Origin of the sequence: Pseudarthrobacter raffinosi, from assembly GCF_023913835.1 — a bacterium.
Lineage (GTDB): Bacteria > Actinomycetota > Actinomycetes > Actinomycetales > Micrococcaceae > Arthrobacter > Arthrobacter raffinosi.
In genome coordinates this window covers 53,127-77,089 of record NZ_JAMXBG010000013.1, presented here as the reverse complement: position 1 = coordinate 77,089, position 23,963 = coordinate 53,127, and the positions used below count along the sequence as shown (strand labels likewise).

Below are 23,963 nucleotides of genomic sequence, written 5' to 3'. Positions count from 1 at the left end.
GGGAATCCGTCGGATTCTGGAGGATGCTTCTAAAAGGTATGGAGCGTATATTTCGTGGACGTAAAAGAAAGCGACGCTTTCTGTAAACGGAGTGATTATGCAAAAGCCATATAGGGGCATCATCGCCGCTTATGGATGGAGGGGTATAATCTGTTTGTCACAGAAATTGTGTTCTGAAGATCAACCTAGTGTCCGAGATGTGGATCACACAAAGACCTATTGCGTATCCCTCCATAAAATCCGGATATGACCCGTCGGGGCTTCAGGGCGCCGCAGACGAAAGAAACGCCGGTATGGACACTCGAAAACTCGCCTACTTCGTGAAGATTGTTGACTCAGGGAGCATCACGAAGGCTGCCGCAGCCCTGCACGTGGCCCAGCCTGCCCTGAGCCAGCAGGTCTCCGCACTGGAAACCGAGCTGAAGCAGCGGTTGCTCATCCGCAGTAAGCAGGGCGTGCAGCCCACAGCCGCCGGCCACACGCTCTACCGGCACGCTCAGACCATCCTTCGGCTGGTCGAACAGGCACGCCAGGATGTGGCGAGTTCGGGGGCCGCCCCTGCCGGCCGCGTGTCAATAGCGATCGCACCGTACAGCATGGCTTCGAGCCTGACGCCGCGCATTATCAGTGAAGTAGCGCGGCGCTACCCGGACATCGTGCTCCACCTGACGGAGATCTACGGCGGTGTGCTGAGCGAGGCCATCAAGAACGGCAGGCTGGACATGGCCCTGATCTACGAGCCTGGGCCCATCCGCGGCGTGCAGTTCACCACCATGATCGTGGAGGATCTTCACCTGGTGGTGAACGGCAAGAACACGGCGGCAGCCAAGTCGGGCGAGATCACCCTTGAGGAGGCAGCGGAATTCGGCCTGTTCCTTCCCGAGCAGAACCACACCCTGCGCCAGATTGTCGAGACCGGCATGCGGGACAAGGGACTCAGCCTTCGCTTGGTGGGCGAGGTGGAATCCGTGCCTTCCCTGACCCGGCTCCTGCGGGCGGACATGGGCGCCACCATCTTGCCGAAGTCAGCAGCCGACGCACTTTTCCACGAGGAAGACTTCCGGGTCCTGCGGATTTTTGATCCAGGGCTGCAGTGCAAAATAGCACTCTGCACGCCGGATCACGAACCACTGTCAGAGGCGGCATCGGCCGTCCTGATGGTGTTGAAGGAAATGCTCCAGGAGATGCTGAGCGCTAAATACACAAGGTAGCTTTGGATCCAAAGCTTTTCCTTATCAGGGCATGTGGATTTGGTCTTAGTAAACTCGCTTCCGCGAAACTAATCTTGAAATATGAAATGTCGGATGAACCGGTAATCATTTCTTCAGTGGAATTAGTTGATTGGGAGCACATCGTGAAAAAGATCAGCAGTGCGCACCGGGTCCCTTCGAGCGGGAGCCGCTTGGCGGCGAGAACCGGATCCCACTGCCCCGCGAACGGGTTCTGGCTTCCCGAAGGACAGCCCGGTCAGTCCGTGTTTGTGTTTGAAGGCAGCATCATGCCCAGGGGCGCGTCAGGGGCGACGCTCTGGCTCCTGGACGAAACCGCCACCGGCCCGGCCGCTTATCCCCTGCCCGGACCGCAGCTTGCCGTTTCCAGGGCCCACTCGCTGGTTGGCTGAACTCGTTGGTCGGCAGAAATAAGCAGGATCGACACCATGCGTAACCGGACACCTCTGGCGTCGACGACCGTGAAGGCAGGGTAAGCCTGGCCAGCCGCGGAAAATGTCAGACCCCCGCTGGATGATTTAGACATGGGAAACCCAGCAGTGGCGAAGGCATTCAAGGACATCAATGCCGCCATTGCTGTGCTTACTGCCGTTGTGGCTGAATCAGGCTCCGATGCGTTTTATAGGGCGATCCGCGGCATGGGTTGGCCGAAGATTGCCTGGACGTTCTGGCCGGGGCGGCGGCGTCGGATGCGCGTATGGCTGCCCTGAAAGCCCAGGCCGCCGCGAAATTCGCTAAAACGGCGGAATCTGTAGCGCCTCCCGGCGCCTCACCGGGGGAAGGTTCGGCGCAAGAGGCCGCGGTGACCGCGGAGATCGCATGCGTCCTGGCCATCGGCGACAGGGCTGCGAGGGCGTTGCTGAACCAGTCCCAGCTGCTGACGACCGCTTTGCCGCTGACGCTGTCCGCCCTGCAGGAGGGCACCATTTCGTGGCAGCACGCGCGGGCCATGGTGGATGAAGCCGCAACCCTTGACCCGGCCGGTGCCGCGTCGCTGGAGGCCCACTTTCTGGACCCGGATGCGCCGAACGCGGCCGGTGGCTGTCCCGCAGGGGAAATGCCGGCGTTCCGGTTCCGTCACAGGGCCCGCACCTGGCGGGAACGCCACCATACGGAGAGTATCGAGAAGCGGCACGCAAAGGGTGTCCTGGATCGTCGGGTCGAGTACGCCCCGGATCAGGACGGGATGGCATGGCTCTCGGCCTACCTCCCCGCGGACCAGGCGGCCGGGATCTGGAACCGGACCACCGCCGTCGCCCGTGGTTTGCAGGGCCCGGACGAGCCCCTGACCCTCACACAGCTACGGGCCGACATCTTCGCCGCCGCCCTCCTCGGCGGCGGGAACCCCGCAGAACATGATCCCGGGCAGGTTCCGCCGCCCCGGGCCCTCGTGATGGTGACGGTCCCGGTGTTTTCCCTGCTCGGCGCCACCGAGGAACCGGCGATGCTTGACGGCTACGGCCCGATCCCGGCCTCGATGGCCCGGGACCTCGTGGCGAACGGGGCCGATTCGTTCTACCGGGTCCTGGTTGACCCGCGGGACGGGGCACCCCTGGAGATCGGCCGCGCCAACTACCGTCTCACCAAGGCCATGCGGAACTGGCTCCGGCTGCGCGACGGCAAGTGCCCCTTCCCTGGCTGCAGTAACCATTCCCTGGACAACGAGGCGGACCACATCCTCGCCTGGGACAAGGGCGGAACCACCGGCGTATCGAATTTGGGTCAACCCTGCCCTAAACATCACCGCATGAGACACACGAGCGCCTGGGAACCCACACCAGCCACAAAGAACGAACCACCCGGCTGGATCTCGCCCACTGGCCGGCACTACAAGAGTGAACACCAGGACTGGGAACCACCACACTGGCCAAAAGGACTGAAACCGGAGCTGACATCAAACGGGCGCGCGCCCTACTCCGCCCCGTGTGATGCCCCCGGCTGCCAGCCGGACATTGTGCACCTCGGGATATCCCTCGGTGAGGGCCGATTGGAACGGTTCCTCCACGCCCGCGCCTGAGCGCCTGACTGGCTGCCCGACACACAGACAAGACGGACAGACAGACAGCACCACGCAGAATCCACCCGGCGGTCGACTCTGCGGCGGCACTGTCAGGTCTGCGGCGGCACTGCCAGGCGCGGAGGAGCCGTTGCTAGGCCTCTTCGACCAGCAGGCCCTTGGCCTTGAGTACCTCGGTGAGGTTGCACAGCTCGATGGTGGTGCCGCCGGCCTTGTACAGGCCGATAAGTTCGCGCTCGGCGTCGTCCCGTTCCTGGGAGAGCCGGATGACATCTTCCACTTCGTCCTTGCGCACCACAACCACGCCGTCGGCGTCGCCGCGCAGGATGTCACCGGGGTAGATGATCTCGTCGCCAAAAACCACAGGGTGGTTGATGGGGCCGATGGTTTCCTTGACCGTTCCCTTGATGCTGACGCTGCCGGAGAACACCGGCAGACCCAGTTCGATCAGGTCCTGGGTGTCCCGGACCCCTGAGTCGGTCACCATGGCGGCAAGACCCTTGGCCTTCATGGCGTTGCCCAGGACGTCGCCAAACGTCCCGGCCTCTTCGAACTCGCCCGCGGCAACCAGGACAACGTCGCCCGGCTCCGCATAATGGATGGCAACCTGCAGCATCAGGTTGTCGCGGGGTGCGCAGCGGACCGTTGTGGCGGGTCCACAGAAGGACATGCTGCGGTCAATCGGCTTGATCTTCGAACTGAGCGCACCCTTCCTGCCCTGGGCTTCGTGGATGGTCGCAGAGGAGAACTTGGACAGCCTGAGGACGGCGTCCGCCGTCGGCCTGTCAACGTTTGTCTTGACGTGGATCATGTTGTGTCCTTCGGTTTGGGGATTGATCAGCTGAGGGCCTGGACTGCTTTGTCGATGGCGGCGGCAGCCTCTTCGATGACGGCCAGGCTGGTTGCATACGAGATCCGGAAGTAGGGCCCGAGCCCATAGGCGGAGCCCGGAATGGCAGCGACGGATGCGTGGTCGAGGAGGTAGAGCACAAAGTCCTGGTCATCTCGGATGACGCTGCCGTCCGGCGTCGTCTTCCCAAGTACCCCGCCGCAGTTCACGTACGCGTAGAAGGCCCCCTCCGGCGTCGAGCATGACAGCCCGGAGATCGCGTTCAAGCCTGCGACGGCGGCGTCCCGGCGGCTGCGGTACACCTCGCCGCTGGTGCGGATGAAGGACTGGTCTCCCGTGAGGGCGGCCGCGGCCGCCGCCTGGCTGACCGACGACGGGCACGAGGAAATCTGTGACTGCAGCTTGTTGATGGCCCCGATCAGGCCGGCCGGACCCGCGCCGTAGCCGAGCCTCCAGCCCGTCATCGCGTACGCCTTGGAGACGCCGTTGATTACCAGGACGCGGTCCTTCAGTTCGGGAGCCGCTTCCACGAGGCCTGTCAGCTTGCCTGCACCGAAGTAGATCTGGTCATAAATTTCGTCGGTCAGGACAAAGACGTGGGGAAAGCCGGCCAGGACGTCCGTGAGCGCGCGCAGTTCGGTGCGTGAGTAGACGGCCCCTGTGGGGTTGGAGGGTGTGTTCAGGATCAGCCACTTGGTCCGGTCGGTGATGGCAGCGCGCAGGGCGTCGGGGGTGAGCTTGAACCCCGAGTCCTCGCCGCAGGGGACGATCACGGGCCGGCCGTCGTTGGCCAGGACCATGTCCGGATAGGAGACCCAGTAGGGGGCGGGAATGATGACCTCGTCGCCGTCGTCCAGGGAGGCCATAAACGCGGTGAAGATGACCTGCTTGGCCCCGCCGCCGATGGTTATTTCGTTGGCGGAGTAGTGCAGGCCGGTGTTCAGCTCCAGGGTCTGCAGGATGGCCTTCTGCAGTGCGGGCGTCCCGGTCACGGAGGTGTATTTGGTTTCGCCGTCGGCGATTGCCTGCACGGCGGCGGCCTTGATGTGTTCCGGCGTATCGAAGTCCGGCTCCCCCACGGTGAGGTCAAGAATGCTGCGGCCCTCTGCTTTGAGCTCCCGGACGCGGGCGGCAGCGGCCACGCTTGGAGACGATTTGATGCGTGAAACACGCGATGCAGGCACGAATTCAGACATGTTCTCTTCCAATGGTTCATCAGTGAGGGGACTTGTGTCATTCGAGCCTATGGACTGCAGGCGGCTGTGGATAAGACGTATTCTGCGTGGACAGATAAGGAAGCCTTATGGCCCCGACCCCACACGATTCACTTATTGCCGCACCGGATTTAGGTATTTCCCGGGAGCCGCGGACACGCCTAGCGTTGTGCGTACTGTTCAAGGGAGAGGAACCGATGGCCCGCCATCAACCAGCAACGGCAAGGGACGGCGGGGCACTCCGGAGCCCGGTGCGATCCCCAGCCCGGGGAGGCTACCGCTATCGAGGCGAGCAACGCCGGCAAGCGGCGGATCAGCAACGGGCAGAGCTCAGCCGGCTGCTCACGGACAAGCAGGGCGCCATCCGCTTCCGGTCGAGCCGGATCCGGGCTCTCGGGGCAAGCCTCAACCAATTTGTGGCGCAGGCCATCCGGGACGGTACTCCCGTCGCGGACCTGGCCCGGATCACCCACCTGTCCGCCCTGGCGGTGCGGCGGACCGGCCGCGCCTTCGACGACCTGCAGCCGATAGGACTCGCGGCGGCCGAGCACCTCAGTGCGATCACACGATTGCTGCGGGAACTGACCGCCTTGGAGGACTCGAAGGCAGCAGTCGAAATGGAGCGCCTGCACCTGCTTGCCGAGGCCAGCAGGCAGCAGATTCTGGACGAATTCGAGCTGGCATCCCTGACGGGGCTCAGGCCTGAACAGATCAAGAAAATGACCCGCGGTGTCGCGGCGCAGCCCCGAAGGAATTTCGCGGACCACCGCGCAACCGGCTGACCGGCTAGCTGGCGGTGATCACAAGGGCAACGCTGTGTCCGCCGAAGCCAAAAGCGTTCACCAGGCCGGCGGGGGCCGAGCCGGGCGCCAGCGTGTGGGCATTTTCAGTGACGATGTTCAGGTTCACTTCGGGGTCCAGCGCTTCGACGTTCGCGGTTCCGGGGAGCTGTCCGGTCTGCAGGGCCTGGACCACCACAACCGCCGCGAGCGCACCGGCGCCGCCCAGGAGGTGGCCGGTGTGGCCTTTGGTGGAGGTCACGGGCACGTCGGCACCGAAAATGGCGTTGATGGCCTGGGCTTCAAGCCGGTCCCCTACCGGGGTGGAGGTGGCGTGCGCATGGACGAAGCCGATCTCCGAAGCCTGCATTCCGGCCGACTCCAGGGCCTTCTGCATGACCCGCCGCTGCATGGCCGGGTCCGCGGCCACGATGTCGTTGGCGTCGGAGGTTACCGCCCCGCCGGCCACTGCGCCGAGGATGGCGGCGCCGCGCGCCAGGGCGTGGGCTTCACTCTCAAGCACCACAATGCCGGCGCCTTCCGCGAGGACAAAGCCGTCGCGGCCGCCGTCGAACGGGCGCGACGCGAGATGGGGTTCGCCGTTGCGCGTGGAGAGTGCCCGGATCTGGGAGAAACCGGTGATCACCAGGTCGTTCACGGAGGCGTCCACGCCGCCGGCAATCACGACGTCGGCCGCGCCGGAGCGGATCATTTCGGCGCCTTGGACAATTGCTTCCGCGCCGGACGCGCAGGCGCTGACCGGGGTCCGGGCTCCGCCGCGGGCGCCGAGGTCAATGGAGACCCAGGCCGCGGGGCCGTTGACCATAAGCCGGGTGAGGGTGTGCGGCGAGACCCGGCGCGGGCCGCCGCTGGCGAGCGCACGGTCCTGTTCTAGGGTGGAGCCCAGGCCGCCATAGGCGGAGCCGATCACCACGGCGAACCGTTCGGGGTCGACGTCGGGCGCCCCGGCCTGCTGCCAGGCTTCCCGGGCAGCCACCAGCGCCAGTTGCCCGCACCGGTCCATGCGCTTCAGCTCGCGCGTGGTGAGGTGCTCCGAGAGATCCGCGGTGACCTGTCCGGCGATGCGCACGGGCAGTTGTTCCGCCCAGTCCTCGTCCAGTGCGGCGATGCCGGACTGTCCCGCCAGCAGGCCGGTCCAGGTTTCCGCCACGGAGGAGCCGAGCGGGTTGATGGTGCCGGCGCCGGTGATCAGCGCGCGGGGTTGGTCTGCAGGCATTGGTCGCTACTTTGCTGGGTTGTGGGTGCCGATGGGCACGAGGGTCAGATCGGGGTGGTTCTTCTCGATCCGGCGCAGGGCCCAGACGTCGTTGAACAAGGCGAGGTATTCGCCGTCGGACCTCAACAGCACCTCGGCGCCGGGCACGTTGGCCAGCGCGGGCATGGCGTCCGCCGTCGAAATCCTGGCGATGGAGTACGGCAGGCGTTCGAGCCGCATGGGGGCGCTGAAGTCATGCGCCATGCGGTCCTCCACCACCTCGAACTGCATGGGGCCGACGGCGGCAAGCACCGGCGCCTGGTCGCCGCGGACGTCGGAGCGGAGCACCTGGATGACGCCCTCGTGCTCGAGCTGCTCGATGCCGCGGCGGAACTGCTTGAACTTGCTGGGGTCCTTGGACCGGGCCACCTGGAAGTGTTCCGGGGCGAACAGCGGGATGGCCGGGTACTCCACGGCGCCTTCGAGGAAGAGGCTGTCGCCCACGCGAAGTGTGGAGGCGTTGACCAGGCCCACGACGTCGCCGGGGTAGGCCTCGTCGATGACCTCGCGTTCGCGGCCGAACACCTGCTGGGCGTACTTGGTGGCGAAGGACTTTCCGGTGCGGGTCTGCGTGACCACCATGCCGCGCTCAAAGATGCCGGAGCAGACGCGGATGAAGGCGACGTGGTCGCGGTGGGCCTTGTTCATGCCGGCTTGGACCTTGAAGACAAAGCCGGAGAAGGATGATTCAACCGGGCGCGGGCTGCCCTCAACGTCGGGCCGGGGTGCGGCGTGCGGCGCGAAATCGACCAGGGCGTCGAGCAGTTCCTTCACGCCGAAGTTCAGGGCGGCGGAGCTGAACAGGATGGGGGTGGCGGTGCCCGCATGGAAGGCTTCGACGTCGAATTCGAGGTTGGACTCGATGACCAGGCCGGCCTCGTCCACGGCGTCGGTCCAGTTGCTGCCCTGCGTCTCGGCGGCCTCTTCGGGCGTGAAGTACTCGGTCAGCGCGATGTTGGCGCCGGAATTGTTGCGCTGGAAGCGGGCGAAGCGGTCCTGGCGGAGGTCCCAGACACCGCGGAAGTCACCGGAGATGCCCACGGCCCAGGTCAGCGGCATGGGCTGCAGGCCGGTGCGCTCGGTGAGCTCGTCCATCAGCGCCAGCGCGTCCAGGCCGGGCCGGTCCCACTTGTTGATCACGGTGATGATGGGCAGGTTGCGCTGCTTGCAGACCTCAAACAGCTTCATGGTCTGCGTTTCCAGGCCCTTGGCGGCGTCCACGAGCATCACTGCGCAGTCGACGGCGGCCAGGACGCGGTAGGTGTCCTCGGAGAAGTCCGCGTGGCCGGGGGTGTCCAGCAGGTTGATGACGGTGTCCCGGTAGGAGAACTGCAGGGCGGCGGAGCTGATGGAGATGCCGCGGTCCTTCTCCATCTGCATCCAGTCCGAGACCGTTTCCTTGCGGTTGGCCTTCCCGCTGGAGGCCCCGGCGGTGCCGATCACCTTCGCGTGCAGCGCCAGTGCCTCGGTGAGGGTGGACTTGCCGGCGTCGGGGTGCGAAATGACAGCAAAGGTCCGACGCCGGGCCGCCTGTTTGTGAATCTCGTTGACCCGGGCGGGGCTAAGGACATCTTGGGACACGGTGCTACTTTCGCTGCGGTGGGGTTACCCCAAGGCGCTCGGCAGGCCTCAAGGGGAAGCATGGCTCTGTGACAGCCAAGTTCCAAGTTTATCGCAGCGGCGGGCCCGCACCGAAGGTGGCAGCCTATCGCCCCGGAAACCAGCACTTCAGACTGCGGACAAGCGCAGAAAACGAGAAGCCATAACAATGGATAAGTGAATAAGCATTGGTAAACTCGATCCATGTCCACGTTTGAGGAGAGGTCGTCCTGGCCACCGCTTGGCTATGAGGAACGGCCCTGGCACAGCGTCCAGGACGAGTATGGCTCACGAACGCAGAAGCGTTTGGCCGCGGGTCCGTACTTGGCGGCGGTGCCCGCATTCATCGCCGACCAGTCGATCTCGCTCGATAGCGAGCTGCACGCGCTGACTGAAGAGGCCGCGAGCGAGCTGGCCCGCTTCGATGCGGAAGTAGGTCAAATCGCGGCACCATTCGCGTCCATTCTCCTGCGCACCGAGAGCGCCTCCAGCTCGGAAATCGAGAACCTCACGAGCGGCGCACGGCAGATCGCCTTGGCGGAGCTCGGTGAGCACGCCTCGAAGAATGCGCAGCTCATCGTCGGCAACGTCCGAGCCATGCAAGCAGCTCTTTCGCTGTCCGAGTCCATCGACGGCCACGCCATCCTGGAAATGCATCGCGCACTGCTCGAGCAAAGCAATCCCGAAATCGTCGGCCATTGGCGTGACCAGCAGGTCTGGATCGGTGGCGGGGGCCTCGGACCGCACACCGCACAGTTTGTCCCTCCCCATCAGGATCGGGTCCCCGCGCTCATGGACGACCTCTGCACCTTCGCCAATCGCGCCGACCTTCCCGTGCTCGTTCACACCGCGATCGCTCACGCCCAATTCGAGACAATCCACCCGTTCCCCGATGGCAACGGAAGGGTCGGTCGCGCTCTCATCCAGTCGATGCTGCGCGGCGGACAGCTCACTCGAAACGTTGCCGTTCCTGTCTCCGCAGGTTTGCTCCACAACACCAGCCATTACTTTGATTCCCTGAGTGCGTACCGGTCCGGAGACATCGCCCCGGTTGTTCGTTCACTCGCCGAGGCATCCTTCGCGGCGGTGCACAACGGCCGTATCCTCATCAACGACCTGGAAATCGTGCAAGTCGAATGGCGAGGGCGCATCAGCGCAAGACGAGACTCGGCAGCCCACCGGCTCGTAGACGTTCTCCTTCGCCAACCCGTGATTGGCGCAGCCGCAGCCGCAGCTCAGCTTGGCATATCGGCTGTCAACGCTCAGGTCGCCATCGACCGCCTCGTTGACGCCAACATTCTGACCCAAATCACAGACGGAAGACGAAACCGAATTTGGCTTGCGAAGGACGTCGTTCAGATCCTTGACGATTTCGCCGCCCGAGCAAAGCGGCGCCGATAGTCTGACGGTGAACGGACACACTCAGAGCGGACCGAGCGCTGCCCGATTTGGCGTCCAGCTCCTGCCCGCAACGGAACCCTCTACGGGACATCGATGAAGATATGGCTAGCGAGTGGTCCTATTGAGTGGCCACGAGCTCTATTTCGAAGCCGTCTGAATTCTCGAGGTAGGCGGCGTAATGCCCGCTGCCTCCTGCATGTGGATACTTCTCCCGGAACAACTGCGTCCAGCCGTACTCAGCACCGTCGTTAGCCAGCGTGTCCACACGTAGCCGGCTAGCCACTATGAATGCCAGATGATTCAAACCAGGCGCTGTTCGTTGATGATGCAGGCCACTCAAGTCCGGCGATTCTTCTAGAACTATGTAAGTAGGGCCTTTCAGCCAACTGATTCCCTGGGGCCAAGTCTGGTAGGTCGCGTACCCCAAGGCAGACAAGATCCAGCCCCACTCAATCGTGGCCCTAGTAAGATCCGGCACCCACAGTTCGATATGGTGCAAGGCACCTTCTGACTCGTCATTCACTGTGCGAGTCTTTCACGCTGATTTGTCTGAGGCTCTCAGTTTATGGGGCGCACCATTCAATCGCGGGCGCCCATGTCGGAGTCCCGCTTGGGGAGCCTTCGCCGGGACAGGATGTAGCGGCGTTCCAGCCGGCCCGCCGAGTTGCGGACCTTGGTCTCGGACGTCGGAATCCAACCGGCACTTTCGTAGGAGGAGATTGCTCTCTTGTTGTCGGCGATAACCCAGAGCTCCATAGGAGTCTGTGCCTCAACCGAGTGGTGTCGGAGGTGGTCAAGGAGTTGCCGCGCATGACCCTTGCCCCAAGCTTCCGGGTCAACTGCGAGGTAGAGCACTTCCAAGACATCCACATGAGGGACGACGATCGAGAACGCCATCGCGCGATCGCCTATGCGCATCATCAGTAGTAACGCCCCGTCCAAGGCAAGCGCCGATTTAATACCCGGCAGCTTGTCGTCGAGCGGTGGAATGACGGGGAGCTGATCCCGCAGAGCGGTAGCACGAGCCCAGATTCCGGCCGCGTCCCGGGTGGGGCACTTCCCTGCTCCGCACGAACGTCTGGAAGTCGTGATGAGTTCATCCGTCGATCGTGCGGCCCAGGGCGAACTCGCGTCGTTCCGGATCCTCCAACGCCAGCCGTCACAGCGAGAGCGGCCGATAACGGCGCAGTTACGCCGGTTCTTCGGGGGACGCAGCGGCAACAAGGTCCGATACGCGCGTCTGCTCGTCGACGCATTGCCGGCCGGACATGCGCCTCCGCCGCTCGACCGCCTCGTTTCATCATTCTGATGTGACCACCCCGTCCGGCGGGCTGTTTCGGTGAAACGCCACAAAATGCTTATCAGACAGCCGCCGTCGTACGCGTTCCCGAGGCACTTCGCGGCACCCACTAAAGGGGCACTTTGGGGCTTGTCCGTGCGGTTGTTGCCGCTTCTTACCTCTATCATTGAGCTTGCGGGAAACTGAGTACTTTTGATCCTGCCGGCTGAGTGTAAAAAACCGGCGTACCTGCGGGCGGTAGTCTGCACCTTTGAAGGGAACACCTATGGCTCGGAGCCCCGAAGAATCGCTCAAGGCGACTCTGGGCAGAGTGGCTCCAGGCACGCCGTTGCGCGATGGGCTGGAACGCATCCTCCGGGGGCGGACCGGTGCGCTGATTGTGCTGGGCTCGGACCGGACCATCGATTCCATCTGCTCCGGCGGTTTCGACATCGGCATCGACTTCTCCCCCACAAGGCTCCGTGAACTGGCCAAGATGGACGGCGCCATCATCTGCGACAAGGACGCCGGCAACATTCTGCGCGCCGCGGTCCAGCTGGTCCCGGACTCAAGCATCGAAACCCAGGAATCCGGCACCCGGCACCGCACGGCGGAGCGTGTGGCCATCCAGACCGGCGTTCCCGTGATTTCCGTCAGCCAGTCCATGCAGATCATCGCCCTGTACGTGAACGGGCTCCGGCACGTGCTGGAGGGATCCGAAAAAGTCCTGGCCCGCGCCAACCAGGCCCTCGCCACGCTGGAACGGTACCGTTCGCGGCTGGACCAGGTGACCAGTTCCCTGTCCGCCCTGGAGATCGAGGCCATGGTGACCGTCCGCGACGTCGCGGTCACCCTGCAGCGCCAGGAAATGGTCCGCCGGATCTCCGAGGAAATCTCGCAGTACGTCCTGGAACTTGGCGAGGACGGGCGCCTGCTTTCCCTCCAGCTCGATGAGCTGACAGTGGGCCGCGGTCCCGGCAGCGACGTCATCATCCGCGACTACGCCGGACCGGACGCGTCCGCGGAGGACATCGAACGGGCCGTCAGCGCGCTGGTGAACCTCGGCCCCACGGAGCTGATCGACCTGGGCAAGATCTCCGGGATCGTGGGTTTTGCCGGCGGCGAGGCCAACCTCGACGCCGTGGTTCAGCCCCGCGGTTACCGGCTGCTGTCCGGCCTCAAGGCAGTCCCCAAGGCTGTTGCCGACCGCCTGGTGGACCACTTCGGCGGCCTGCAGTTCCTGATGGCGGCCACCATCGACGACCTCATGACCGTTGACGGCATCGGCGACCAGCGCGCCCGGACCGTCCGCGAAGGCCTGAGCCGCATGGCCGAAGCCAGCCTGCTGGACCGCTTCCTCTAGATTCCCCGCCGGCGTGGGCCCAAGGTAGGGCGGATCAGCTGAGCTGGAACACGGCCTTGGGGCTGGCCCTCGAGCCGAGCTTGGCCGTGAAGATGTAGTACGCCCCGCCGGCCCCTGGTCTGGCCTCGATGGGGCTGCAGCCTTCCAGCGTGCGGTTCCGGCTCCACGGGAAGTTCGCCGTATCGCTGGCGCCCGGGGCAATCGTCTTTACGAGGTCTTGGCTTTTGGCCTGGCAGTCCTTGGACGAGAAGATCCTGTCCGCGCCGCTGGTCACCAGGAACTCCATCTGGGACGTTCCGATGTTCACCTCGCACGGCATGGTTCCGCCGTTGGTCACCTTCAGGGTAAGCAGCGGGTTCTCCTCGGGGCCATAGGCGGCTTTGTCGGTCGAAGCGGAAACCGTCACCAGGTTTTGGTTGCAGGAAGGCGTGGGTGTGGGAGTGGGTTCGCTGCCCGCAGTTTCCGACGGCGATGCGCCGGGGGCGGGGGCCGTTTCAGTGGCGCCGTCGGTCGAGGATGCCTGCTCGGTGCCGCTGAAGGCGCCGGCCACCGCAAAGCCACCGAACGTGAGCGCCACCGCCATCAGCAGGGCGGTTCCCACAAAAAGCCGACGACGGCGGTAGACAGCTGCGCTCGGCTGCCGGGTAGCTCCGGACCCGCCCCGGGAACCGGATGCGGATGCCGTCTTGCGCGGTGATGAATTGCCTTGCCTGCCCATCCTTCTAGGCTAGAGAACCCACCGGATTCTGCCGTCCCACCACGCCGGTCCCCCGGCCAACGCTAGGTCACAGTTTGTCCGCGGCATCTTCGCGCGGGCGCCCGGGAATCCACTACAGTGTTGGGATCGACGCTACAACCCTTTCCCCATCCATGCCCGCGGACGGCGCCCCCGCTACGGCCCCGTTCGGCACCGATGACCTCCGCCCCGGCCAGCTCGCGGCGCTGCACGGCAGGATCACCGGCTGGTTCGCTGAGACGGCGAGGGACTTGCCCTGGCGCGAACGCCACTGCTCACCGTGGGGAGTCCTGGTCAGCGAGATCATGCTGCAGCAGACCCCAGTGGTGCGGGTGCTTCCTGTCTGGCGGGAATGGCTCAAGCGCTGGCCCACCCCCGCCGCCCTCGCCGGCGAGCCTGCAGGGGAAGCCGTCCGCTCCTGGGGCAGGCTCGGCTACCCCCGCCGGGCACTCCGCCTGCACGCAGCCGCCGCTGCCATCGTCCGCGACCACGGCGGCAAGGTCCCCGGCAACTACACGGAGCTGCTGGCCCTGCCCGGGGTGGGCAGCTACACGGCCGCGGCCGTTGCCGCCTTTGCCTTCGGACTCCGGGAGACTGTGGTGGACACGAACATCCGGCGTGTGCACGCGCGCCTGGTATCCGGCGTCGCGCTCCCCTCGCCATCGCTGAACGCTGCGGAGATGCGGCTCGCGGCGGAACTGCTGCCGGACGACGTCGGGACCTCCGTGCACTGGAATGCTGCGGTAATGGAACTGGGGGCGCTGGTCTGCACGGCGCGGGCGCCCAAGTGCGCGGACTGCCCGGTGCGGGACTCCTGTGCGTGGCTGGCAGCCGGCGAGCCGCCGCCGTCGTACGCTCCCAAAGGTCAGGCGTGGCACGGAACTGACCGGCAGGTCCGGGGTGCCGTGATGGCTGTGCTCCGGCGTGCGGACGCACCCGTGCCGGCGGAAATGTTCCAGCGGGAGCCTGCTGACCTGGGCTTCGCCGCGGACGGAATCGGCGTGCCCCTGTCCGCACTGCACCGCCTGAACTCCGCGCCGGAACAGCTCGAACGTGCCATTGCCGGCCTCCTTGGCGACGGGCTGGCCGAGCTACACCAGGGCGGTTACCGGCTGCCAGCCTGAGGCCCCTTTAGGGTGGCCCGCGCCCGGATGGCATACTTTCTGGTGACTCAAACCGGGGGAAATTCATGAGAATCGTGTTGTACGTCATCTGGGCACTGTTTGTTGCGGGCGTTATTTTTGCGCTGGTCCGTTCGCTGCGGAAGACCAAGCGGCAGGAAAAACTGATCGCCGGCTGGCCAAAGGTCCAGGCGACCGTCACCGGCAACGTCGCGGGCTGGACACATGGCGGAGGCGGCTCAACGCGGAGCCGGCGCTTCTACCCCACGTACCAGTTCGCCGACCCCAACGGGACCCTGTATGCCGGCGAATCCGAGGTCTCGTACGCCAACCGGCAGGCACCGGGATCGCCCCTGGCAGTGGCCTACAACCCGGCGAATCCCAACCAGTCTTTCCAGGTGGCGTCCGAATCGAAAATCGTGATCGGGTGCCTGATGCCGGTCTTCGTATTTTTCGCCCTGCTGCTGTTCTGGGTCGCCGGCGCCTTCCCGGTGGGCTGAACCGTGGAGTCCCTGAAACTGCTGTTCATCGTGCTGCCCGGGCTTTTCCTTGCCGCAGGCCTGATCCTGATGGGGCTGTCCCTGGCCGCGTCCTTCCGCCGGAAACGTTCCATGGCGGGGTGGCAGGAGGCTTCGGCCACCGTCACGGGAAACCTGCACGGCACGGACGGACCCGCGAGCAACGGCCGGAACCGGTTTGCGCCGTCGTACGAATTCGCGGACGCCGGGGGCAAACGCTGGCTGGGGCAGGCCGATATCTACAGCCAGGACCAGGCGATCATCGGCACCCACATACCCGTGGTCTACAACCCGGCAAATCCCGCCGAATCCACCCTGCCGGTCTTCGCTGTTGCCAAAGGCCGGCTGGCCACAGGTCTCATTATGGTGATCTTTGGGGCCACAGCCATAACAATGTTTGCATCACTTTCCTGGTAGCAATGCGGGCTTCCGGCTCCGGATTTACGCTGAAGTATGGGCAAGCCCGGGGTACTTCTGGCACTGATGACGACGGCGGTTCTCACCTCCGGCTGCCACTACTACTACCCCGTGCCGGAGCCGTGCCCTGCCATCGCCCAGGCCACTGCCGTCTCCGTTACCGTGGCGCGGGAGTACGTGGCGCACGTGGGATCGTTGCGCCTGAAGGCCTGCCAGGACGGCGTCTGCAAGGAAGCCCCCGTCGAGCTGTTTCACGGAACGGCATCCATCGACCAAGGCTGCACACCGGACGGCGTCTGCTCTGCCACGGCTTCCCCGGACGGGACCATGATCGGGATGCTGATGCTGGAGTCCCTCACGGAGGCCCCGATGGCGCTGACCGCCACGGGTACTTCTGCTGGCGGATCCGCCCTCCCTGTGCGCACCTTGGATTTCCGGCCCCGCGGGGCCCACCCCTACGGGGAGCATTGCGGGAGGTTTGTCACGGCTTCGGTGATTCTCGACGCCGAGGGACTGCGACAAGCCGTTTGACCGCCCTCGCTGGCGACAAATAAGCCCCGTCAAACCCCGCCCTTGACTTCCACTCAGGACACTTCTACGGTCTGTATTACCAGCATCGGCAACGTTGGATTTAGAACAGGTTCCCCGCCGGGAAGGGGTAAGGATGCCACTTTCAGATCGGGAGCGGAAACAGCTCGAGGAGCTGGAATCGGGCCTGGCGGCAGACGATCCGAGGCTCGCCGAGGAACTCTCGACCGGCTCCGTGGGCCTCAGGTTTGGGCGCCGTATCTACCTCGGTGCCATCGCATGCCTGATCGGGCTGGTGTTGCTTATTGTCGGGGTCAGCACGCAGATCATCGTGGTCGGCGTCGGCGGTTTCCTGCTGATGGGAGCCGGCACGTACCTGCTCGTGGACAAGCGGTCCTTTAGTCTGGGCCGCAGCCGCCAGGTAAAATAGGCAACTCAGGCCACGGCCTACGGCTCGCCGAAGCCTGCCTGCACCAGGCCGCCGACGTAGTTCAGGGCACGCTCGGCGTCGGGCCCCCAAGCCTCGATATGGAGCAAGGATCCCTTGCCTGCCGCCAGGGTCATCAGGGATGTCATTGACGCGCCATCCACGCCGTTGACCGTGACCTCGGCGTTGAGGGACGCCAGACCGCCCGCGATCTTGGCGGCCGGACGGGCGTGCATGCCGGCCTCATTCACCAGTTCGAAGTCGCCGGTGAAGTCCGGCCCTGAACCGGTGACGGACCCTTCAGCCACGGTGCTTTCGGCGAGCACCCGCGAAGCAGCCGCCACCTCCGGTCCCAATCCGTAGACCGCTTCGGCGGCACGTTTGACTGCCTTCACGTCGGCGCCGCCCTGTGCGGCCACGGCGGCAGCCACGAGGCCTTCCACCAAGGGCGCGTCCGCCAGGAGCACGCCGGCTGGCTCCTCCACGAGCTCCAGGGCCGATTCCGCCGTCATCACTGCAGATCCCAGGTCCGTCAGGACCACCACGCCATCGCCGCCGGCCGCCTGGTCCAGGGCAGACATGACTTTCTCCAGGCTCGTTCCGATCCTGCCGTCGGCGGTGCCCCCGGCGGCGAGGATGACGACGTCGGGCGCCATCTGGGCGGCGAGCTCCACGGCGCCGTCGGCAATTTTCTCGCTATGGGACACCACCACCAGGCGCACCGTCACGCTGCGGCCCCAACGGCGGCCCGCAGAATGAGGGCGCTGGAGGCGGCGCCCGGATCGCGGTGCCCCGCGCTCCGCTCCCCCAGATAACTGGCGCGGCCCTTGCGGGCGACCAGGGGCTCGGTGGCCACGGCGCCAGCCTCAGCCGCCTCAGCGGCTGCGACCAGCACTCCAAGGACGGTGCCTGCGCCGTCCGCCGCAGCGGCCTGCGCTGCCTCCGCGGCGGGGGTCCAGGCATCCACCATGGTCTTGTCGCCGGACTCAGCCTTGCCCCTGGCCACGATCCCATCGCGGGCAGCCACAAGCGCGTCGGCGAGCCGCCCCGGATCAATCTCGGCGGCATCGCCCAAAGCAGTGGAAGCGCGCAGGAACGCGGTTCCGTACAAGGGACCTGCGGCGCCGCCCACCTTGGACATAAGGGTCATGGCAGTCAGCTTCAGGGCCGCGCCGGGCGTCTCAGGCTGCGCTTCAGCCAGTTTCTCCAGCACCGCCTGGAACCCGCGGTCCATGTTCTCGCCGTGGTCCGAGTCCCCGATCGCACGGTCAAGTTCGATGAGCCACACCCGGTTTTCCGCCATGGCCTGGGCGCAGAGAGTCAGCCATCTGACGGCCCATTTCACGTCCAGCACCACGGTTACACGCCCCAACGCAGGGCTGCGGTGTGCACCGGAGCGTCCCACAGGTGCGTCAGTTCATCGTCGAGCCGGAGCACCGAGATGGAGCAGCCCTGCATTTCCAGGGACGTGATGTAGTTCCCTACCAGCGAGCGTTCGACGGCGGCTCCACGTTCTGCGATCACCTGGGCAGCGCGGCGGTAAACAATGTACAGCTCGCTCAGCGGGGTCCCGCCCATGCCATTGACAAACAGCAGGACTTTCTCTCCCCCGGTGATGCCCAGGTCGCTGAGGACCGGGTCCAGCAGGCGGTCCGTGATGCCGTCAGCGTTCTCCATCGGGATTTTGTGCCGGCCGGGCTCGCCATGGATGCCGATGCCGATCTCGATCTCATCATCCGCCAGGTCGAAACTGGGCGTTCCCGCATGCGGTACTGTGCACGCGGACAGCGCAACCCCCATGGTGCGGACGTTGCTGTTGACGCGGTCACCGATCGCGGCCACGGCATCGAGGCTGTCACCACGTTCAGCCGCGGCGCCGGCGATTTTCTCGACCAGAACGGTGCCGCCCACTCCGCGGCGGCCTGCCGTATACAGGGAGTCCTCCACCGCGACGTCGTCATTGACCAGGACCGTGCGGATGTCCACGCCTTCGGCCTGCGCCAGCTCCGCTGCGGTCTCAAAGTTCAGGACGTCGCCGGTGTAGTTCTTCACGATATGGACGACGCCGGCACCCGAGTTAACGGCGAGCGTCGCCGGAAGAATCTGGTCCGGCGTCGGCGAGGTGAACACCGCCCCCGGCACGGCGGCGTCGAGCATTCCCAGCCCGACAAACCCGGCGTGGAGCGGCTCGTGGCCGCTTCCCCCGCCGGAAACTAGTCCGACCTTCCCTGCCACCGGCGCGTCTTTGCGCGTGACGTACTTCGGATCGGCAGTGACGGTGACCAGTCCAGCGTGGGCCAGACCGAATCCCTCGACGGATTCGTCAACCACGGAACGGGGATCATTGATGAGCTTTTTCATGGCAGAACTCCTGGGGTGTGGGTGCGTCCTGGAGGATGCACTTTGACCCTACTACCGGCGCCTGAAGTCCGGTAGCCTGCGACGATGCGGCGGAAGCGGTAAGGGACAGCCCCCCAATGGCTGTCCCTTACGGCAGGCCCCACACTGCAACCCTGTCAGTTTATCCATCAATTCGACATAAAGCTATTTATGTCACAGGGTGACTTCTTGCCGCTATCGTCGGCGGCAGGGTGATTGGGGGTGTCTAGAGGGTCTTGATCATGCGGGTGTTGCCCAGGGTGTTGGGCTTGACCCGCGCCAGGTCCAGGAACTCGGCAACGCCTTCGTCATGGGAACGCAGCAGCTCGGAGTAGACCACCGGGTCCACGGCCGTCTGGTCGGCCATGACCTCGAAGCCATGGCGTTTGAAAAAATCCACCTCGAACGTGAGGCAGAAGACTCGGGCCACGCCCAGTTCACGGGCCTCGGCCAGCAGGCTTTCCACCAGCACGTGACCTACACCCTTGCCGCGCCACGCGTCCGATGCGGCCAGCGTGCGGACTTCGGCGAGATCCTCCCACATAACGTGCAGGGCGCCGCAGCCGATGACTTCGCCGTCGTCGGCTTCTGCGATCCGGAACTCCTGGAGGCTTTCGTAATAGGCAACGGTCTCTTTCGCCATGAGAATCCGCTGCTCAGCCAACGGCGCCACAAGGCGCTTGATGGCGGCCACGTCACTGGTACGTGCAGAACGGATATGGAAGGAGTCAGTCACAGGGTCCATCCTACGATGGCAGCCCGGCGTCCTCGGCGCTCCCGGAGGACGCAGTCAGCCTTGTTTGGCGGCCCAGTCGGCGACGCGCTGGGTGCTTTCCTCTTCGGAGAGGTCCTCCACGCGAGTCATGACGGACCAGCGCACACCGTAGGGGTCCCGGATGCTGGCGAATCTGTCTCCCGAGACAAATGTGGACAGCGGATCCCGAACGGTAGCCCCCATCCGCTCGGCCCGCGCAATAAGAGCGTCCGCGTCGGCGCAGTAGAAGCCGATCGAGTAGCAATCATCGTCGCCGTTCGGCGCCGGAACGAGGTGGTAGTCCGGGTTGGGCTCTCCAATCTGGAGTCGCCCCTGACCGAAGTCAAGTTCGGCGTGGACGACGATTCCGCCGATCTCGGTGACATTTACTGTGCGCGCGCCGAAGACGTCCTGGTAGAAGGTGATCGCCTCCTTGGCAGAAGGGATCGCAAGGAACGGCGTGAGGCTCGTGAAGCCGTGCGGGATGCCGGATTTCGTGTGCTTGCCATCGGCGGCGTTGGTCAGTTCGGGGCTTGTAGTATCAGTCATAGATCTCACGGTACGCACAGGCCGGCTCAGCGGCTTGGAGAATTGCGACAGCCTGGATAAGGAGTGTCCCCCCATGGTGGGTTCGTACAAGGGAATCCTCTACCCGGCCCGGCTCCCCACATTTCACCGTGTGCCGGCGTCTGAGTCCGTCACGAACCTGGTGCAGTGGTTTTGGATCCCCGAGTGGGACATTGAGCCAGGGCACACGTCCCGCCAGCACGTGATCGCGTTCCCGACGTCCAATCTTGTGGTCCAAAAGGATCTCGTTGAGTTCGCAGGCCCAACAACCCGTCGATCGCATCGCGATCTCACGGGCCGGGGCTGGGCGGTTGGGGCCCTCCTGCGTCCCGCGCTGGTTCCACGTTTCACGGATGACCCGGGGAGCCTGCGGGATTCCCAGCTGCCACTACCGCTCGCGGATCTGCATGCCTCGGTGTCGGAGGCGATGAGGGGAACCGATCCAGGGGAACGTCGACAACGCGCGGTGGAGGCTTTCACCGGCTGGCTAGTAGCGCAGAGTCCAGAGGTGTCCGAGGAAGGCATCCTTGCCAACGCGATGATGGACATGATCGGAACATGCGCCGACGTGACCCGCATTGAAGACGTTGCCGCGCGTCTATTTGTTTCGCCGAGAACCCTGCAACGGGCAGCGCGGAAGTACATCGGCCTGAGCCCGTCCGCGCTTATCCGAAGGCGCCGCCTGCAAGAGGCCGCTGACCGGTCACGGACCGACCCGGCGACAGACCTCGCGGCGATAGCTGCCGAACTCGGCTACACCGACCATGCCCATCTGACGAACGACTTTCAAAAGTTCCTAGGATTCACGCCAAGCACGTATCGACGATCAGTCCTCCAGGACCAGGCCGAGAATCATGACGGCGGTGGATAGCTGAGGGCCCGGTGTCTTGCGCAGACCGCGTCGGGGTCATGGCATGGACGAGGACCCGGACAACGCAAAGGCCCCGCCTGCTCCTCTGGGGCGCGGGCGGGGCCTTGGCTGTCTTGCCTTAGACGCTGGGGGCGATCTCCGGGATGCGCGGCTTGGCGTTGCCGGCGAACGTGAACTTGGCGTCGTCGCCTTCGCCGTCCACGTCCACTACAACGATGTCGCCGGCGTGGAGCTCGCCGAACAGGATCTTCTCGGAGAGCTGGTCCTCGATCTCGCGCTGGATGGTGCGGCGCAGCGGCCGGGCACCCATGGCGGGATCGTAGCCGCGGGTCGCCAGGAGCACCTTGGCCGCGGTGGTGAGCTCGATGCCCATGTCCTTGTCCTTGAGGCGCTTCTCCAGGCGGCCAACGAACATGTCCACGATCTCGATGATCTCGTCCTGGGTGAGCTGCGGGAACACCACAACGTCATCCACACGGTTCAGGAACTCCGGACGGAAGTGCTGCTTGAGCTCTTCCGTCACACGGGCGCGCATCCGGTTGTAGCCGGTCTGCGTGTCTGTGCCGGACTGGAAGCCGGTGGCCACGCTCTTGGAGATGTCCCGGGTGCCCAGGTTTGTGGTCATGATGATCACGGTGTTCTTGAAGTCCACCACGCGGCCCTGGGAGTCGGTCAGGCGGCCGTCTTCCAGGATCTGCAGGAGTGAGTTGAAGAGGTCAGCGTGCGCCTTCTCCACTTCGTCGAACAGGACCACGGAGAACGGACGACGGCGGACCTTCTCGGTGAGCTGGCCACCCTCTTCGTAGCCGACATAGCCCGGAGGGGCACCGAAGAGCCGTGAAACGGTGTGCTTCTCCGAGTACTCGGACATGTCCAGCGTGATGAGGGCGTCCTCGTCACCGAACAGGAATTCGGCCAGGGCCTTGGCGAGCTCGGTCTTGCCGACGCCGGTGGGGCCGGCGAAGATGAACGAGCCGCCCGGACGCTTGGGGTCCTTCAGGCCTGCACGGGTACGGCGGATTGCCTGGGACAGGGACCTGATGGCCTCGTTCTGGCCCACCACACGCTTGTGCAGTTCGTCTTCCATCTTCAGCAGGCGCGTGGACTCTTCCTCGGTCAGCTTGAAGACCGGGATGCCGGTGGAGTTGGCCAATACCTCGGCGATGAGATCCTCATCCACCTCGGAAATGTCATCCATACCGCCGGACTTCCAGTGGCGTTCCTTCTCGGAGCGCTCGGTAATGAGCTTCTGCTCCTTGTCCCGGAGCGAAGCGGCGCCTTCGAAGTCCTGCGCGTCGATGGCGGATTCCTTCTCCATCTTCAGCTTGGCGATCCGCTCATCCATGGCCTTCAGCTCCGGCGGAGCGGTCATCCGGCGGATGCGCAACCGGGCACCGGCCTCATCGATCAGGTCGATGGCCTTGTCCGGCAGGAAGCGGTCCGAGATGTAGCGCTCGGAGAGGTTCGCGGCCGACGCGAGGGCGCCGTCGGTGATGGTGACGCGGTGGTGCGCCTCGTAGCGGTCACGCAGGCCCTTGAGGATCTCGATCGCGTGCGCGACGGAGGGCTCCTTGACCTGGATCGGCTGGAAGCGGCGCTCAAGCGCGGCATCCTTCTCGATGTGCTTGCGGTACTCATCCAAGGTGGTGGCACCGATGGTCTGCAGTTCACCGCGGGCCAGCATGGGCTTCAGGATGGACGCAGCATCGATCGCACCCTCGGCCGCACCGGCACCCACAAGCGTGTGGATCTCGTCGATGAAGAGGATGATGTCGCCGCGGGTGCGGATTTCCTTCAGGACCTTCTTCAGGCGCTCTTCGAAGTCACCGCGGTACCGGGAGCCGGCCACGAGTGAACCGAGGTCCAGGGTGTACAGCTGCTTGTCCTTGATGGTTTCCGGGACGTCGCCGCGGACAATCGCCTGGGCGAGGCCTTCGACGACGGCGGTCTTGCCGACGCCGGGCTCACCGATCAGGACAGGGTTGTTCTTGGTGCGGCGCGACAGGACCTGCATAACGCGTTCCATCTCGGACTCGCGTCCGATCACCGGGTCCAGCTTGTTCTCGCGCGCAGCCTGCGTGAGGTTGCGGCCGAACTGGTCCAGGACCACGGAACCGGCGGGAGTGCCCTCGGGCTGGCCGGGACCGACGCCGGCGCCGGTAGTCTCCTTGCCCTGGTAGCCGGAGAGGAGCTGAATGACCTGCTGGCGGACGCGGTTAAGGTCTGCGCCGAGCTTGACCAGCACCTGGGCGGCCACACCCTCACCCTCGCGGATGAGGCCCAGCAGGATGTGCTCCGTGCCGATGTAGTTATGGCCCAGCTGCAGGGCTTCCCGCAGCGAGAGTTCCAGCACCTTCTTGGCGCGCGGGGTGAAGGGGATGTGGCCGGATGGGGCCTGCTGGCCCTGGCCGATGATCTCCTGTACCTGTTCGCGCACGCCGTCGAGCGAAATGCTCAAGGACTCAAGAGCTTTGGCGGCAACGCCTTCACCTTCATGGATCAGACCCAAGAGGATGTGTTCGGTACCAATGTAATTGTGGTTCAGCATGCGTGCCTCTTCTTGGGCAAGCACAACTACGCGACGGGCACGGTCCGTAAATCGCTCAAACATTTTCGCCACACTCCTAGCTACGACGTA

24 protein-coding genes and 1 pseudogene are annotated in these 23,963 nt (G+C 64.8%); 12 read left to right on the top strand and 13 right to left on the bottom strand.

Annotated features, from left to right (window positions below; genetic code table 11):
* The first annotated feature begins 293 nt into the window (after positions 1 to 293).
* From nac to NG697_RS13715, 3 genes and pseudogenes are all read left to right on the top strand, one after another.
* Positions 294 to 1,211, top strand: coding sequence for a nitrogen assimilation transcriptional regulator NAC (gene nac / locus NG697_RS13725; protein ID WP_252612173.1), 918 nt, complete (start codon positions 294 to 296; stop codon positions 1,209 to 1,211).
* A gap of 143 nt (positions 1,212 to 1,354) precedes the next feature.
* The gene (locus tag NG697_RS13720; RefSeq protein ID WP_252614490.1) at positions 1,355 to 1,621 is read left to right on the top strand and encodes a hypothetical protein; all 267 of its coding nucleotides are present in this window, start codon (positions 1,355 to 1,357) and stop codon (positions 1,619 to 1,621) included.
* Positions 1,622 to 1,753: 132 nt separating this feature from the next.
* Positions 1,754 to 3,246 (top strand): annotated as a pseudogene (locus NG697_RS13715) (HNH endonuclease signature motif containing protein).
* A gap of 133 nt (positions 3,247 to 3,379) precedes the next feature.
* On the opposite strand, the gene NG697_RS13710 reads toward NG697_RS13715, so the two are convergent.
* Positions 3,380 to 4,057, bottom strand: coding sequence for a 4-carboxy-4-hydroxy-2-oxoadipate aldolase/oxaloacetate decarboxylase (locus NG697_RS13710; RefSeq protein ID WP_252601669.1), 678 nt, complete (start codon positions 4,055 to 4,057; stop codon positions 3,380 to 3,382).
* A gap of 26 nt (positions 4,058 to 4,083) precedes the next feature.
* Positions 4,084 to 5,292, bottom strand: a complete 1,209-nt coding sequence (locus NG697_RS13705) for an aspartate transaminase (RefSeq protein ID WP_252610963.1) — start codon at positions 5,290 to 5,292, stop codon at positions 4,084 to 4,086.
* A 269-nt stretch (positions 5,293 to 5,561) separates the two neighbouring features.
* On the opposite strand from NG697_RS13705, the gene NG697_RS13700 reads away from it, so the two are divergent.
* Entirely contained in the window at positions 5,562 to 6,092 is a 531-nt protein-coding gene (locus NG697_RS13700) for a hypothetical protein (RefSeq protein ID WP_252614489.1), read from the top strand.
* Between the two features lie 4 nt (positions 6,093 to 6,096).
* Here the strand turns inward: NG697_RS13700 and NG697_RS13695 are convergent, their stop codons facing one another.
* Positions 6,097 to 7,326 carry a beta-ketoacyl-[acyl-carrier-protein] synthase family protein gene (locus NG697_RS13695; protein ID WP_252601674.1) on the bottom strand — a complete coding sequence of 410 codons (1,230 nt, stop codon included), beginning with the start codon at positions 7,324 to 7,326 and terminating at the stop codon, positions 6,097 to 6,099.
* Positions 7,327 to 7,332: 6 nt separating this feature from the next.
* Positions 7,333 to 8,946, bottom strand: coding sequence for a peptide chain release factor 3 (locus NG697_RS13690; protein WP_252601675.1), 1,614 nt, complete (start codon positions 8,944 to 8,946; stop codon positions 7,333 to 7,335).
* A gap of 222 nt (positions 8,947 to 9,168) precedes the next feature.
* Here NG697_RS13690 and NG697_RS13685 point away from each other — a divergent pair, with 222 nt between their 5' ends.
* Positions 9,169 to 10,365: a Fic family protein gene (locus NG697_RS13685; RefSeq protein WP_252614488.1), complete on the top strand. Its 1,197-nt coding sequence runs from the start codon at positions 9,169 to 9,171 to the stop codon at positions 10,363 to 10,365.
* 118 nt (positions 10,366 to 10,483) lie between these two features.
* Here NG697_RS13685 and NG697_RS13680 read toward each other — a convergent pair whose 3' ends face one another.
* Positions 10,484 to 10,888, bottom strand: a complete 405-nt coding sequence (locus NG697_RS13680; RefSeq protein ID WP_252610954.1) for a VOC family protein — start codon at positions 10,886 to 10,888, stop codon at positions 10,484 to 10,486.
* Between the two features lie 56 nt (positions 10,889 to 10,944).
* A complete protein-coding gene (locus NG697_RS13675; RefSeq protein ID WP_374209929.1) occupies positions 10,945 to 11,283 on the bottom strand; it encodes a GNAT family N-acetyltransferase in 339 nt (112 codons plus the stop codon).
* Positions 11,284 to 11,930: 647 nt separating this feature from the next.
* Between NG697_RS13675 and disA the strand changes: the two genes are divergently transcribed.
* Positions 11,931 to 13,007: a DNA integrity scanning diadenylate cyclase DisA gene (gene disA / locus NG697_RS13670; protein ID WP_104060140.1), complete on the top strand. Its 1,077-nt coding sequence runs from the start codon at positions 11,931 to 11,933 to the stop codon at positions 13,005 to 13,007.
* 34 nt (positions 13,008 to 13,041) lie between these two features.
* On the opposite strand, the gene NG697_RS13665 is transcribed toward disA, so the two are convergent.
* A complete protein-coding gene (locus NG697_RS13665; RefSeq protein ID WP_252601685.1) occupies positions 13,042 to 13,725 on the bottom strand; it encodes a hypothetical protein in 684 nt (227 codons plus the stop codon).
* A gap of 152 nt (positions 13,726 to 13,877) precedes the next feature.
* On the opposite strand from NG697_RS13665, the gene NG697_RS13660 reads away from it, so the two are divergent.
* From NG697_RS13660 to NG697_RS13640, 5 genes are all read left to right on the top strand, one after another.
* Entirely contained in the window at positions 13,878 to 14,867 is a 990-nt protein-coding gene (locus NG697_RS13660; protein ID WP_252614486.1) for an iron-sulfur binding domain-containing protein, read from the top strand.
* Positions 14,868 to 14,932: 65 nt separating this feature from the next.
* Positions 14,933 to 15,364, top strand: a complete 432-nt coding sequence (locus tag NG697_RS13655; RefSeq protein WP_252614485.1) for a DUF3592 domain-containing protein — start codon at positions 14,933 to 14,935, stop codon at positions 15,362 to 15,364.
* Positions 15,365 to 15,367: 3 nt separating this feature from the next.
* The gene (locus NG697_RS13650) at positions 15,368 to 15,799 is read left to right on the top strand and encodes a DUF3592 domain-containing protein (protein WP_252614484.1); all 432 of its coding nucleotides are present in this window, start codon (positions 15,368 to 15,370) and stop codon (positions 15,797 to 15,799) included.
* Between the two features lie 36 nt (positions 15,800 to 15,835).
* Positions 15,836 to 16,330: a hypothetical protein gene (locus NG697_RS13645; RefSeq protein WP_252614483.1), complete on the top strand. Its 495-nt coding sequence runs from the start codon at positions 15,836 to 15,838 to the stop codon at positions 16,328 to 16,330.
* A gap of 133 nt (positions 16,331 to 16,463) precedes the next feature.
* Positions 16,464 to 16,757, top strand: coding sequence for a DUF3040 domain-containing protein (locus tag NG697_RS13640; protein ID WP_252614482.1), 294 nt, complete (start codon positions 16,464 to 16,466; stop codon positions 16,755 to 16,757).
* Between the two features lie 17 nt (positions 16,758 to 16,774).
* Here NG697_RS13640 and dhaM read toward each other — a convergent pair whose 3' ends face one another.
* The 5 genes from dhaM to NG697_RS13615 form a co-directional block, all read right to left on the bottom strand.
* The gene (dhaM, locus tag NG697_RS13635) at positions 16,775 to 17,482 is read right to left on the bottom strand and encodes a dihydroxyacetone kinase phosphoryl donor subunit DhaM (RefSeq protein WP_252601703.1); all 708 of its coding nucleotides are present in this window, start codon (positions 17,480 to 17,482) and stop codon (positions 16,775 to 16,777) included.
* Positions 17,479 to 18,111, bottom strand: a complete 633-nt coding sequence (gene dhaL / locus NG697_RS13630) for a dihydroxyacetone kinase subunit DhaL (protein WP_058930378.1) — start codon at positions 18,109 to 18,111, stop codon at positions 17,479 to 17,481. The genes dhaM and dhaL overlap by 4 nt, the downstream gene beginning before the upstream one ends.
* A 2-nt stretch (positions 18,112 to 18,113) precedes the next feature.
* Positions 18,114 to 19,115 carry a dihydroxyacetone kinase subunit DhaK gene (gene dhaK / locus NG697_RS13625; RefSeq protein ID WP_252601706.1) on the bottom strand — a complete coding sequence of 334 codons (1,002 nt, stop codon included), beginning with the start codon at positions 19,113 to 19,115 and terminating at the stop codon, positions 18,114 to 18,116.
* A gap of 244 nt (positions 19,116 to 19,359) precedes the next feature.
* Complete coding sequence (locus tag NG697_RS13620) at positions 19,360 to 19,878, bottom strand: amino-acid N-acetyltransferase (RefSeq protein ID WP_256471136.1); 519 nt, start codon at positions 19,876 to 19,878, stop codon at positions 19,360 to 19,362.
* Positions 19,879 to 19,923: 45 nt separating this feature from the next.
* Positions 19,924 to 20,436, bottom strand: a complete 513-nt coding sequence (locus NG697_RS13615) for a VOC family protein (protein ID WP_252601712.1) — start codon at positions 20,434 to 20,436, stop codon at positions 19,924 to 19,926.
* Positions 20,437 to 20,509: 73 nt separating this feature from the next.
* Between NG697_RS13615 and NG697_RS13610 the strand changes: the two genes are divergently transcribed.
* Complete coding sequence (locus NG697_RS13610; RefSeq protein ID WP_252601714.1) at positions 20,510 to 21,325, top strand: helix-turn-helix transcriptional regulator; 816 nt, start codon at positions 20,510 to 20,512, stop codon at positions 21,323 to 21,325.
* Positions 21,326 to 21,443: 118 nt separating this feature from the next.
* Here NG697_RS13610 and NG697_RS13605 read toward each other — a convergent pair whose 3' ends face one another.
* Complete coding sequence (locus tag NG697_RS13605) at positions 21,444 to 23,936, bottom strand: ATP-dependent Clp protease ATP-binding subunit (RefSeq protein WP_252601716.1); 2,493 nt, start codon at positions 23,934 to 23,936, stop codon at positions 21,444 to 21,446.
* Positions 23,937 to 23,963 lie beyond the last annotated feature (27 nt).